Annotated in this window: 15 protein-coding genes; 11 read left to right on the top strand and 4 right to left on the bottom strand. The window is 63.9% G+C overall.

What is annotated here, in order from left to right:
• The first annotated feature begins 18 nt into the window (after positions 1 to 18).
• Both EN857_RS03810 and EN857_RS03805 read left to right on the top strand, forming a co-directional pair.
• Complete coding sequence (locus EN857_RS03810; RefSeq protein WP_127393157.1) at positions 19 to 207, top strand: hypothetical protein; 189 nt, start codon at positions 19 to 21, stop codon at positions 205 to 207.
• Positions 208 to 640: 433 nt separating this feature from the next.
• Complete coding sequence (locus tag EN857_RS03805; RefSeq protein WP_127286807.1) at positions 641 to 1708, top strand: glycosyltransferase; 1068 nt, start codon at positions 641 to 643, stop codon at positions 1706 to 1708.
• 104 nt (positions 1709 to 1812) lie between these two features.
• On the opposite strand, the gene EN857_RS03800 is transcribed toward EN857_RS03805, so the two are convergent.
• On the bottom strand, positions 1813 to 2253 hold the full coding sequence (locus tag EN857_RS03800) for a hypothetical protein (protein WP_127286806.1): 441 nt from the start codon (positions 2251 to 2253) through the stop codon (positions 1813 to 1815).
• A 412-nt stretch (positions 2254 to 2665) separates the two neighbouring features.
• Between EN857_RS03800 and EN857_RS03795 the strand changes: the two genes are divergently transcribed.
• Positions 2666 to 2947: a hypothetical protein gene (locus EN857_RS03795; protein ID WP_127310501.1), complete on the top strand. Its 282-nt coding sequence runs from the start codon at positions 2666 to 2668 to the stop codon at positions 2945 to 2947.
• A 43-nt stretch (positions 2948 to 2990) separates the two neighbouring features.
• Here EN857_RS03795 and EN857_RS03790 read toward each other — a convergent pair whose 3' ends face one another.
• A complete protein-coding gene (locus EN857_RS03790) occupies positions 2991 to 3722 on the bottom strand; it encodes a class I SAM-dependent methyltransferase (RefSeq protein ID WP_127393158.1) in 732 nt (243 codons plus the stop codon).
• A 228-nt stretch (positions 3723 to 3950) separates the two neighbouring features.
• On the opposite strand from EN857_RS03790, the gene EN857_RS03785 reads away from it, so the two are divergent.
• Positions 3951 to 4937 (top strand): EamA family transporter, encoded by a 987-nt coding sequence (locus EN857_RS03785; protein WP_187331176.1) that lies wholly within the window; start codon positions 3951 to 3953, stop codon positions 4935 to 4937.
• A gap of 154 nt (positions 4938 to 5091) precedes the next feature.
• Positions 5092 to 5535 (top strand): SRPBCC family protein, encoded by a 444-nt coding sequence (locus EN857_RS03780; RefSeq protein ID WP_127284187.1) that lies wholly within the window; start codon positions 5092 to 5094, stop codon positions 5533 to 5535.
• 139 nt (positions 5536 to 5674) lie between these two features.
• Here EN857_RS03780 and dinB read toward each other — a convergent pair whose 3' ends face one another.
• Positions 5675 to 6934: a DNA polymerase IV gene (gene dinB / locus EN857_RS03775; protein WP_127284189.1), complete on the bottom strand. Its 1260-nt coding sequence runs from the start codon at positions 6932 to 6934 to the stop codon at positions 5675 to 5677.
• 302 nt (positions 6935 to 7236) lie between these two features.
• Here dinB and EN857_RS03770 point away from each other — a divergent pair, with 302 nt between their 5' ends.
• From EN857_RS03770 to EN857_RS03745, 6 genes are all read left to right on the top strand, one after another.
• Positions 7237 to 7473 carry a hypothetical protein gene (locus tag EN857_RS03770; protein WP_127284190.1) on the top strand — a complete coding sequence of 79 codons (237 nt, stop codon included), beginning with the start codon at positions 7237 to 7239 and terminating at the stop codon, positions 7471 to 7473.
• 147 nt (positions 7474 to 7620) lie between these two features.
• Positions 7621 to 8865 (top strand): pilus assembly protein TadG-related protein, encoded by a 1245-nt coding sequence (locus EN857_RS03765; RefSeq protein WP_320254381.1) that lies wholly within the window; start codon positions 7621 to 7623, stop codon positions 8863 to 8865.
• A gap of 5 nt (positions 8866 to 8870) precedes the next feature.
• Positions 8871 to 9311: a TadE/TadG family type IV pilus assembly protein gene (locus EN857_RS03760; protein ID WP_127284191.1), complete on the top strand. Its 441-nt coding sequence runs from the start codon at positions 8871 to 8873 to the stop codon at positions 9309 to 9311.
• The gene (locus EN857_RS03755) at positions 9301 to 9708 is read left to right on the top strand and encodes a TadE/TadG family type IV pilus assembly protein (protein ID WP_127284192.1); all 408 of its coding nucleotides are present in this window, start codon (positions 9301 to 9303) and stop codon (positions 9706 to 9708) included. Before EN857_RS03760 ends, EN857_RS03755 begins: the two co-directional genes overlap by 11 nt.
• 297 nt (positions 9709 to 10005) lie before the next feature.
• Positions 10006 to 10842, top strand: a complete 837-nt coding sequence (locus EN857_RS03750; protein ID WP_127311072.1) for a hypothetical protein — start codon at positions 10006 to 10008, stop codon at positions 10840 to 10842.
• 217 nt (positions 10843 to 11059) lie between these two features.
• The gene (locus EN857_RS03745; RefSeq protein ID WP_127311071.1) at positions 11060 to 11467 is read left to right on the top strand and encodes a hypothetical protein; all 408 of its coding nucleotides are present in this window, start codon (positions 11060 to 11062) and stop codon (positions 11465 to 11467) included.
• A gap of 211 nt (positions 11468 to 11678) precedes the next feature.
• Here EN857_RS03745 and EN857_RS03740 read toward each other — a convergent pair whose 3' ends face one another.
• Entirely contained in the window at positions 11679 to 11927 is a 249-nt protein-coding gene (locus EN857_RS03740; protein ID WP_320254380.1) for an exopolysaccharide production repressor protein, read from the bottom strand.
• Positions 11928 to 12177: the final 250 nt, after the last annotated feature.

Below are 12177 nucleotides of genomic sequence, written 5' to 3'. Positions count from 1 at the left end.
CATGACGATGAGCAAAAGGTGAGCGAGAACCTGCGACTGCGCGGCGAATATCTCTACGACAAGTACAAGTCGCTGGACATCGCCGTCGGCGGCGCCGGCTTCGGCGGCACCCTCGGCGACATCACCACCAACTCCTTCGTCAGCCCCGGCACGAAGGTCGACATGTCCAACCAGACGGTGCGACTGACGGCCATCTATCAGTTCTAGAAGCAATTCCAGGAAAAAGTGCGTAGCGGTTTTCTGTCCGGAATTGTGTAATTCAAATACTGGAGCCGCGCCGCTCCAGCCGGAAAGGCGGGCGCAATTGACGCGCGGGGCTTGTTGCGGCCGCATTTCGCGGTCACACTCCGGCCATGCCTTCGGGGCGCGCGACGGACCGTCTCAAATCGAATGACGGACAATTCCCGTCGAGGCCGGCCGCCATGCCATGCCGGCCTGACCGGATCTCCGACCGCCTCGCGCCGCATGCCGATGTCTGCGGCGGATGACCTCGAAGGCAATCGCGGCCGCTCAGCTGACGTCGCAACGCAACCCGTCTCCCCGAGGCAAGCGCAAGCTTTGCCCCCGGGAAACTCGTGGGGCTAGAGGCCTGTTCCTGCGGGTTCCGCTGAAACCAAAGCAAGACGCGAGGTCAAACGCGATGCATCCGATGCCCAGCCGGATTCCGGTGTCCATCATCATCCCAAACTACAACTACGCGCGCTTCCTGGAACGCAGCGTCGACAGCGCGCTCGGCCAGGACCATGACGATGTCGAAGTCATCGTCGTCGACGACAGATCGAGCGACGGTTCGGCGGCGGTCATAGAATCCTATGGCGACTCCATTCGCGCCTGCCTGCGGCCAAGGAATGGCGGCCATGCCGCCGCCTTCAACACCGGCTTTGCGGCAAGCTCGGGCAGGATCGTGCTTTTCCTCGACGCCGACGACTATCTCTACCCTGACGCCGTCTCCAGGATCGTCGACGCCTGGGACCCGGCGACCGCCCAGGTGCAGTCGCGGCTGCACATCGTCGACGAAGAACAGCACGTCAAGGATGTCTTCCCGCCGCCGGAACTTCCCTTCGACGACGGCGACGTGGTGCCGAAGCTGCTGCACAAGGGGCGCTACCAGACGACGGTGACCAGCGGGCTCGCCTTCGACCGCTCGACGCTGGAGACCATCATGCCGATTCCCGAAGCCGATTTCCGCCAGGGCGCCGATGGCTATCTGGCGACGCTGGCCCCGCTCTACGGCCAGGTACAGTCGATCGAGGAATGCGTCGGCGCCTACCGCATCCACGGCGCCAACCATTCCGTCTTCGGCGCCAAGCTTGCCGAGCGGGCGCGCTGGCGGGTGGCGCATGATTTCCACCGCATGGCGGCGCTGTCCGGCCAGGTCTCCGGCGTCGGCCTGGCGGTCGAGCCGTCCGAGACCGTCCTGCACGATACGCTTCATCTGGAGGAGCGGCTGGCCTCGCTCTGCGCCGACAGGGACCGCCACCCGGTGGCCAATGATTCCAAACTGGCGCTTGCCGCGCACGGCGCCGTCGCCAGCCTTGAAATGACGGCCTCGCTCAGGCGCCGAGCCATGCTCGCCGCCTGGTTCCTGTCCGTCGGCATGCTGCCCGGAAAGATGGCGCTCGCCGTGCTGTCCTGGAAGCTCGACGCTGCCTCGAGGCCGGCCTTCCTGGCGCGCCTCGCGAAAACCATCCGCCAGGCGATGGGGTAGGGGGCGGCAGAAACGGCGCGGCAAGATCATGCACCGGCGGTTCTGCGGCTCACATGGCGTGCCGTCGCTGATCTGGCAAGACCCACGGCGGCCGCCGCCGGCCCTTACTTCAGCGCGATGCTCATGCCGCTGAGATCGGCATTGATTTGCAGGCCGACCTGCTTGCCCGAGAGTTCGAGTTGGGCGCCCCTGTCATTGGTCATGACGATGACCTGGGCGCCTTTGCCGAGCGCGCCGCCACCGCCTGCCGCACCGTAGACTCCGGTCACGTCCCGGGCGCGGCGAATGTGGCGCACGGTGCCGTGGAAATAGGTCTTGGAAGCCCCGAAGGCGAGGCCGCCCGAGACAGCGCCGACCGAGATCGGATAACGGCGACCATGGAAGGTGAGGGTGCCTTCGCCTCCGGCACCGCCGATGAAGAAGGCCGCCTTGTAGATGGCGAAGCGGATCGTGCCGTTGTCGGCATGCGCGACGCTGGCGACGCTGACTGCCCCGGCGGCGATGACGGCAACCGCGACTGAACGAATTCCGGACGAAATGTTCATGATGAGAACTCCTCATGATCGCCGCTTGCCCGGCCGGACCGGGCTCGTCAGCGTCGTATCAAGGTTACTGCTGAACAGTCTCGCTCCTCATTGGTTCCAGGCACGCCGCCTAAATCTGGCTGCGAGCGGTCGGCCACGGCTCACCGGCCCAGACAGGAAGGCGCGGCGCTGGTCCGCGCCGTCTCGTCTAAGAAACGCTTAAGATGTGACCGCCCTTGTTAACCATCGATTAACTATCCGGTCGCCTTTAATTGGATGTTGGAGCATACTGTTTTGGTAGCGAACAAGAGAGCGATTGCCCCTCAAGCGCGACTGTCACTTTGTCGGTGCGCGAGATGAGGAACTAGAAAAGCAGCGGAACACCGTTGTCTCCCGGGGAGGCGCCATCATCAGCGTTGATGAGGAGCGCCAAATGCAGATCGAAGAAGCAGTCAGTGCAGCGACAGCCGACGCCAGCGCGCTTCTGTCCTGTCTCGGCCAGCCGGTCGTCGCCTACCATGTCACGGAAATCATGCGGGAGACGGACGCCGCGCACGCGCGGGCGATGCAGCTCGCCTTGATGCGGCGAAGCATCGAGGCTCTCGTCGACGATGGCCTGGAGAACGTCGAAGCCGAACGATTTGCATCGCAGTTCCATGGCCGGATTGGTTTGACCTGGGAACTTTTGCACCCTTCCAGCGGCGCATCGCACTGATCTCGACCAGGCCGGCGTCGATGCCGGCTCTATAGTCTGCGGACTATCTCTTCCGGTAGACGCTGATGTGGCGCCAGCTGCGGGCGTCAAACGGTTCGCGCTTCCAGCCGCCATATCGCTGGTCGAGCTTCAGCCCGGCGCATCTCGCCATCAGGTCGAATTCGGGCGGATGGGCCAGCCGCAGCCTAAGCGGAACCATGCGGACCATATCATTGCCGATATCGATGTGTGACAGGTCGAGCACCTGACTGACCGGATCATATCTGCAGGCCGCGATGTGGACCGATCCGGTGCCGGGATGTGAGACTTCGACGAAGCCGCCGTCGTCCCGCTTCGGCGCCGTGGGGACCCGGCATTCGAGCAGGAAAACGCCATCCTCATCAAGGTGCCGGGCCGCATTCTCGAAGCACCTGACCTGACCGTCCTGGGTGATCACGTTGCCGATCGAATTGAACACCAGATATACAACGCCGTAGCGGCGACCCATGTCGACCGCCGTCATGTCGCCATTGACGACCTCGATCTCCGATCCGCCCGGCTTCTCCCGCAGTACCTCGATCATGTCGGGCGAAAGTTCGATGCCGTCGACCTGCAGGCCGACGGCCGCCAGCGGCAGGGCGATCCGTCCTGTGCCGACCGCAAGCTCCAGGCAGTCGCGTCCACCCGCGATCTCCTTCAGGAATTGAACAGTCTCATCCTCGTCGCCGCGCAGATCATCGTCGTAGTGCTTCGCAACGTCGCCGCGAAAGCTGTCTTCAGGCCTGAACCCTTCCATGTCGTGTTCTCCGGTAACCGCCGCACCCCGCAAGGATGTGCAACGCCTCCGGCAAGCCTCGCGTTCCCGTGGAAATTCGCCAGGTGCTTCCCCGCATTTGAAGTCTGGACATCATGTGAGAGAAGCATCTCCGCGATCACCGTCGATGCTCGGACATATGTAACATCCCAAGATTGAGATATATTGCTGCCGCGTCCTTGGTCGGACGTTCGTGGAAGGGGGCACGACATGCAGGCAGTGCCGATATTGCATCCGGGGGAGCAACCTGCGGTCGGGACCATATCCTCCCTGACCGGATCCTCGCCGACCTTGTCATCCTTTACCGGCTATCCGGCCGCCGTGCTGTGCTGGCTTCTGTCGGCTGGCGTCTATATCGCGGCCAAATGGGTGGCGCCGGAAATGCCGCCCTGGGGGCTATGCTTCTGGCGGCTGACGCTCGCCTGCGCCATCCTGCTGCCGATCGTGCATCGCCACCACGGCGCGATGATAGCGCTGCTGCGGGCGCGGTCGCTGGAGATCGTCGCCGTCGGCGCCATCGGCCTCACGCTCTGCCAGGGCATGATCTATCGCGGCCTCAACGAGACCGATGCCAGCACCGCCGGCATCATCATGGCGCTGTCGCCAGTCATGACGATGGTGCTGGCGCGTTTCGTGCTTGGCGAGCCGCTCGGGCTTTGGAAGTCGCTTGGCGCGCTGGCCGCCCTTGCCGGGATGCTGGTCATCGTCGCGCATGGCGACCTGACGGCGTTGCTTCGCCTGAGCTTCAGCCCCGGCGAATTGTGGATCGTCGGCAGCGCGTTCTGCTGGGCCCTCTACACCGTGCTCGTGCGGCGCGCCAAATTCGGCATCGAGCTCCTGCCGCTGGTCGTGCTCCTGTTGGGGGCCGGCGCGCTGGTCGCCTTGCCGTTCCATTTGTGGGAATTGTTCAACGACGAACGCTCCGCCATGAATGGCGACGGCTTGCTGGCGCTTGCCTATCTGGCGGGCCCGGGCGGCGCCTTGATGTACTATCTCTACAACCGAAGCGTGGAAACGCTCGGCGCGAGCAGGGCAAGCATGCTGCTCTACCTGCAAACCGTGTTCGTCGCCATACTCGCCTACCTGCTGCTCGGCGAGGGCCTGCATGACTACGATCTCGTTGGCGCGGCCTTCATCGTAGCCGGGATCGTGCTCGCCACCGTGGTCAAGACCGGCGCAATTCCAGGAAAGGCGTGAGACGGTTCCCGTCGCAATCGCGCAAAACCAAGCCGATCCCGCCCGTGCAGGGTGGCTGCGGCCCGCGCCTCAAAAAATCTGATAGCCTGTGTCGGACTGGCCGGGCCCCGCCCGTCCTTGGGGCATCGGACAGCAATCAGAAAGGACATTCGATATGCCGAGCACCGTACGTTTGCACCGCGTTCTGGCGACCAAGCCGGAGAAGGTCTACCGCGCATTCACGGAAGCGGACGCGCTGGCGAAATGGCTTCCGCCGAACGGTTTCACCTGCACGGTGCACAGCTTCGACGCAAAGGTCGGCGGCACGTTCAAAATGTCCTTCCGCAACTTCACGACGGGCGACAGTCATTCTTTCGGCGGCGAGTATCTCGAACTCGTTCCGGGCGAGCGCCTGCGCTACACCGACAGGTTCGACGATCCCAACCTTCCGGGCGAGATCCAGGTCACCGTGATCCTGAAGAAGGTATCGTGCGGCACCGATCTCGATATCACGCAGGCCGGCATCCCGGACGCCATCCCGGTCGAGGCCTGCTATCTCGGCTGGCAGGAGTCGCTCCGCAACCTGGCAAAGCTCGTCGAGCCCGAGATCAATCAGTAGGGTATATCGCCGTCCAAGGCTTTGTCGTCATCCGGATCGACTCGCCGGTGCTCCGGCGGGTCGCGGACAACTCGGCTACTGATCGACGCATGCCGCCGACCACGACGCGGTCGCCTGCGAGCCCTGGCGCCTTCACCCACTACAGCTCCTTCTCCGCCAGTTCGCGGAACTCATCCGGCACCGAGCGCGCCGCCTCCAGCGCCGCTGCGCCGTAGCCGACCGCCTCCTTGCCGAAACGCTGGCGGATCCTGTCTATCGCGCGGTCGGCGCCGAAGCGGGCGAGGCCCTTGCGGCTGCCGGGCTTCAGTCTCTCGTCGGCAAGCCCGAGCGGCAGTTCGAGCTGCAGCTCCGCACTTTCCTCCAGATGCGAGACGGAGATCGCGAGCAGGGAGATTTCCCGCTCATGCCGGTTGGCGGCGAGCACGCCGCGCACCAGCTCTTCGGCGATCTCGGCCAGCATCGCTGTTGCCTGGATCGGCTGCTCCAGCGTCACGGAGCGGGTAACGGCGCGCATGTCGGCGAAGCGCACTCGCACCGTAACCGTGCGGCCGGGCCGCGCCTTAGCGCGCAGGCGGCTCGCCACACGATCGGCGAGATGCAGCAGCGTCGGCACGAACACCCGCGCCTCCGCCGGCTTGCGGCCAAGCGCCGACTGCGCGCCGGCCGAGTGTGCCCGCCGGTGCGTCTCCAGCCGGCGCGGGTCGCGGTTCCAGGCGAGGGCGGCGAGCTTCTCGCCGGCGGCCGGGCCAAGCAGGCGTTTCAGCGCGCCGCCATGGCTGCGCGCCAATTGCCCGATGGTCTCGACGCCGATCTCGGCGAGCCGCGCCCGGGTCGCCGGGCCGACGCCCCACATCAGCGATACCGGCAGGTCGTGCAGGAAGGCGATCTCCGTGCCGGGCTCGACCACCACCAGCCCGTCGGGTTTTGCGACCTGCGAGGCGATCTTGGCCAAGTGCTTGGTGCGCGCGACGCCGATCGAGATTGGCAGGCCGAGCTCGGCCTTCACCCGCCGCCGGATGGCGCGGGCGATCTCGTCGGGCGGTCCGAACAGATGCGTGCAGCCGGCGACGTCGGCGAAGGCCTCGTCGATCGAGATGCGTTCGACCAGCGGCGTGAAATCGTCGAGCACCTTGATCGCCGCGTCGCCGAGCCGCTGGTACTCGCTGAAGCGGCCGCCGACGAAGATCAGGTGCGGGCAGAGTTCGCGCGCCTTGCGGCCGGGCATGCCGCCGCGAACGCCAAAAACCTTGGCCTCATAGGAAGCCGCAAGCACCACGCCGCCGCCGACGGCGATAGGCTTGCCCCTGAGCGACGGGTCGAGCAGCTGCTCGACCGAGGCATAGAAGGCGTCGAGATCGGCATGCAGGATGGTGGCCGCTGTCGCCTGACTTTGCGTCATCCGTGGCGCCAATTCACCTTGCGGCGTTGCAGCATTAGCAACATCTGTTCGAAGGAATTGTTCTCGAACAAAAAGAGAACAAACGGGGTCTCTTGTCAAGCGGCATCGGACCGCCGACGACGGTGGGATCTGCGACCTGTCACAAGGATGCGGGATCCAGCCGGAATCTCGTTTTTTGCCACGTCGAGCACGCGTCGGGAGCGCACGTGCAGCATCGACCAAGGTCGATGCCGAGAGGCAGGAACATCGTCCGGCCGACGGCGTTACTGCGTGGTAGGGACGCCGTTTGCGGGAGGCCTGACATGGGCCAGTTCGAGATCACGGACCTCGTCTATATCGTCGATGCTTGCGCCACCGGAAGGGCCGCCGGGCGGCTCGTGTCGATGGCACGGGCGGTGGAGGAACTGCGTGTGCTGACCGGCGATTTCATCTCGCCGGACGAGGTGGCGGCGAACGAACTGTCGGCCGTGGCGCTCGAGCGCGGTTGCGCTGTGCTGTTCGACGAGCAGCCTGGCGCTGACATCCTCAGGGCGCCGTAAGTCCGATATACGCTGCTATATGTTGGGCGCCGCTCGGGGGTGGCGTCCATCACAACTTATTGAAAAATTGGGCTTTCAGGCCCGGCAAGTGACAAGTCGAGCGAAAATCTTAGCCATTCGTTTATGCATGCTTGCTCATATGGAAGCATGGCATCGCGCACCCGTTTTTTCATGGGGAACTTTCGCCGCCTGCTGGGAGCCAGCGGCGCGGGCGGCAACGTCGCCGTCATCTTCGCATTCGCCTTACCGGTCGTCGTCGGTGGCGCTGGCCTCGGTGTCGAGACCTCGCTCTGGTACTACAGCAGCCTGAAGCTGCAGGCGGTGGCCGATGCCGCGGCCTATGCCGGCGCGCTCGAGAAGATCGCGGGTTCCGACAACCCGACCATCGTCGCCGCCGCCACGCAGTCGGCGACCTCGAACGACTTTGTCGCGCCGGGCACGATAGAGGTCAACACGCCGCCATTGTCCGGCCCGAACACCGCCAAGAAGGCGGTTGAGGTCATCGTCAAGCACAACCTCGATCGCTACTTCACGGCCATTTTCAACAGCACCCCGGTTCCGCAGCAGGCGAGGGCGGTGGCGCGCATCACCGACGCCTCGAAGGCCTGCGTGCTGGCGCTCAGTCCTTCGGCGGTCCAGGCTGCGCTCTTTTCCGGCAACACCACCGTCAACCTCACCGGCTGCTCCGTCATGTCGGACTCGGTTGCTGCGGACGCCATCAGGACGCAGGGATCGGCGACGCTCAAGGCCGACTGCCTGATCACGGTCGGCGGCATGGTGCTGAACAATCCGGTGACCACGACCTGCAGTTCCAACCTCACCCAGGCCCTGCCCGCATCCGATCCGTTCTCCAGCCTGCCGACGCCCGCGGCGAGCAACCCGTGCAAGAACGTCAACGGCAACAAGACGTCGCAAACGCTTCAGCCTGGCACTTATTGCAGCGGCATGGATCTCAAGGGCAACGTAACGCTGCAGCCCGGCGTCTATGTCGTGCAGGGCGGTATGAAGATCAACGCAAACGCAGTCGTCGCCGGCAGCGGGGTAACCATCTTCATGGCGGGCAGCAACACCGTCAGCATGAACGGCACCGCCACGGTGACGCTGAGCGCGCCGACCTCAGGTACCTATTCCGGCATGCTGTTCTATGGCGACAGGACGGGGACCGCGGCGCAGAGCACCTTCAACGGCACGGCGACGTCGCTCTTGACCGGCGCCATCTATTTCCCCAAGCAGCAGGTCAACTACCTCGGCAACTTCTCCGGCAGCGGCGGCTGCACCCAGGTCGTCGCCGACACCATCCAATGGTCGGGCAGCACGACCATCAAGCAGGACTGCACCAGTCTCGGGATGAAGGACATTCCGGCGACGCAGTCCGTTCAGCTCGTCGAGTAGCGCGCATGGTTGGGCGGACCCTGCGCATTTTCCGGGACAAGGCCGGGATAGCCGCCGTGGAATTTGCCATGGTGCTGCCCATCCTGTGCTTCGTCTGCCTCGGCATCGCCGACGGCTGGTCCTACGTGTCGAGTTACCTGCAGATGCGCGCTGGCGTCAAAACCGCGGCCAATCTGGTGATGGCCGGCGCGACCAACGACACGGGAACGCAGGCGGTCGCGCTGTCGAGCTGGAACAACAAGCCTGAAGATGCGGCGGTCGTGCTGGTCAGATCCTACAAATGCGGCACCACGGTGGTGGATGAGACCACGATCTGCGGCGGTACCAAGCTGCCGAATGTCTTCGTCCAGATCTCGGCCACCGGCACCTGGGTGCCGCCGTTCAATTTCGGCGTCTTTCCGGATCCGCGCGTGATGACCCATCAGGAGGTCATCCGTGTCCGCTGAACGGATCGCCAGATGGCGCCGCGACCGGTCCGGCGGCGCCGGGCTGGAATTTGCGCTGATCGCGCCGTTCCTGGTGATGCTGCTGTTCGGGATCTTCGCGTTCGGCTGGTCGTTCAATGCCACTTCGACCGTCCGCTACACGCTGGAAACCTCGGCCCGTGCCTTGCAGCTCAACAACACGCTAACGCAGAGCCAGATACAGGCGATCGCCACGCAGAAACTGCTGGCGCTGGGCCTGAAGAACGTCGTCGTGACGATAGCGACCGATCCGGCCAGCGGCGGCTTCAAGATGGCGCATCTGACCGCCAGCTATGCCTTCGTCATCGAGTTCCCGTATTTCGACCAGTATCCGATCAGTTACGCAACGACAGTCACTGTACCCTTGGTTGCAAGCTGAGCATCTTGCCGCCAAAAGGTTTCACTTGATGTTCTGCAAGATGTTGCTGGCGTAACTGCGTCTCCCGATCAGTTAGGACTAAGGTCTGATCAGTATAGGGCTTCTGCGGCCCAAAGGGCTCAGCTGGCATCTGTCCGCGATAATCGTCTTTGATTTCAGTATCTTATCTGTGTCACCCGGCGCGTCGGTCGCGCATCGCTACTATATTTGTCTAAAGTTTACTTCTTCGAATTAGCAAATTTGCATACGACGGCGTTATAGCGGGTAGGCGAGGTGGCGAATCCCCGAGGAGGTACTATGACAACCCGAAAAACCCTGTTGGCGGCGGTGGCCGCGTTCGCTCTCCTGGCCACTCCCGCGTTGGCCGGCAACGGCAATGGCGGCGGCAACGGCAATGGCGGCAGCCATGGCAATAGCGGCGGCAGCCATGGCAATAGTGGCGGCGGCAATTCCGGCAAGAGCGGCACGCACGGCAATTCCGGCCAGAGCAAATCCGGCAAGAGCACGCATGGCAAGTCGGCGTCGGCGAAGTCGGGCAAGAAGTCAGCGACGGTCACCGTCGATGACGTCGAAGTCGCGGCCACGCCCAAGGAGAAGAACCTCCACGCCAAGCTCGGCCGGCTCAACTCTCTGCAGCGCAACATCAACGCTTACATGAACTCCAAGAGCAAGAACTTCGCCGCAGTGCAGGCCTATGTGATGGCCTCCGCGAATGCCCAGAACGCCCAGGCCGCGGTCGAAGCCGCCAATCAGGCAGTCATCGACGCCCAGGCCGCACTCGACGCGCTGAATGCAAAGGCGGCCGACCCGACCACTCCGCCCGACGAGGTCCCGACCCAGGACGAACTCGATGCAGCGCAGGCCGCGCTCGACGACGCCAACCAGGCGGTCATCGATGCCCAGGCCAAGGCCGACGAAGCCGTTGCCGACGTCCCATCGCTCGACGATGCGCTTGCCGAGATGGCTAACAAGCCGGTCGACGACGAGGTCACAGAATGGGCCACGGGCGTGCTCGACGACAAGATCGACCAGGTAGCCGCCAAGCTGGCGGAGCAGGACGCCGCCGCGGCGACGACCGACGACACGACCACCGACCCGGCCGATGAGGAAACGGAAACCGAGACGGCGGAATGAGTGAGTAGGGACGAGTGAGTAGCAAATAGTAGGGGCTGGCGGCATGCCGCCAGCCCCGTCCGTATACCGCTTGCTACCCAATTCCCTATTCACTACCCGCTTCCGTTCATCCCGACGGGGAAAACCACCGCTAACCCCATGTTCGGCATGGCAAATCTTCGCTTCCCAATGTAATCTCCTGCGTCTAGGGGTTCAAAGGCATTGGGAGGACAAGAACATGCCACGGGTTTCGGAGCTCTTCTTCAAGACAGCCATCGTGTTTCTCATTCTGGGCGTCGCCGCCGGCCTGGAAATGGCCATATCGGGTGACCATGGCGCGTTCCCCGCGCATGCCCACATCAATCTGCTGGGCTGGGTCACCTCGGCGATATTCGGCGGCTACTACGCGCTCAATCCAGCCAAGGCGGCGCGGCGCATCGCGATGATCCACTACGGTCTCTATACGCTCGGCCTAGTGATCATGCTGCCTGCGCTCTACCTGCTGCTGCACGGCAACCCGGCACTGGAGCCGATCGTCGCCGGCGGCTCGTTGATCGTCGCCGCGGCCATCCTGCTCTTCGCCGTTGTGGTGTTCTCGCCCGAGCCGGTGCCGTCGGCCTCCGGCCTGCAGTCGGCGCCTCGCTGAGGGCGAAACTGCCAATCTCCCCCCTTGTGGGGGAGATGTCCGGCAGGACAGAGGGGCGAACGATCACCAGCTTCGGCGTGATCCGCCCCCTGCACAATCAGCTTCAATGATCTGGACAGTTGCTGACAGGCCGGCGGGACAGCGCCCCTCTGGTCTGCCGACCATCTCCCCAAGGGAGAAGAGCCTGTCTCAGGCTTTCGCCAATCGCCGGTTACAGCAGTCGCGACAGGAAGGTGTGGATGATGCCGTCGCGCTCGAACGGTCCGGGCACCTTGGCCGGCAGCGAACTGTCGGTGGTCTTGGCCGCCGACGAGGCGCGGCCGTAGATGATCAGCAGCACGGCGATGAAGTAGCCCACCTGCAGCACCAGGGCGGCGACAAATGTCCACCCCAGCGCTTGCCACAACGATCCCGTGTCCGCGTAGGTCCAGCCAAGGACCACGAGAATTGTTGCCGACATTCCCACAAGAAACTGCGGAAAATACATTTGCCCGATCGAACGCTCCGGATCTTGTTGCGGTCCGGAATGCCCGCCCATGTCTCTACCCTATTTGAGCGTTGCACCTTTCACGCATGGTCGCAAGTTGGCACCAGTGCCGCGCTCTGTTCTGCCTTTCGGCCAGTTGTATGCGACCTATGTCTTAGGACTTAGGACCTTGAGCCGCCCGGCGCAAGAGTTGTCTTGGTTACTGCACCGGCATTTGAGGCGC

This window comes from Mesorhizobium sp. M4B.F.Ca.ET.214.01.1.1, from assembly GCF_004791545.1.
Classification (GTDB): Bacteria; Pseudomonadota; Alphaproteobacteria; order Rhizobiales; family Rhizobiaceae; genus Mesorhizobium; species Mesorhizobium abyssinicae.
Note: the sequence above shows the minus strand (reverse complement) of the source record. Positions and strands in the feature narration are given on the sequence as shown.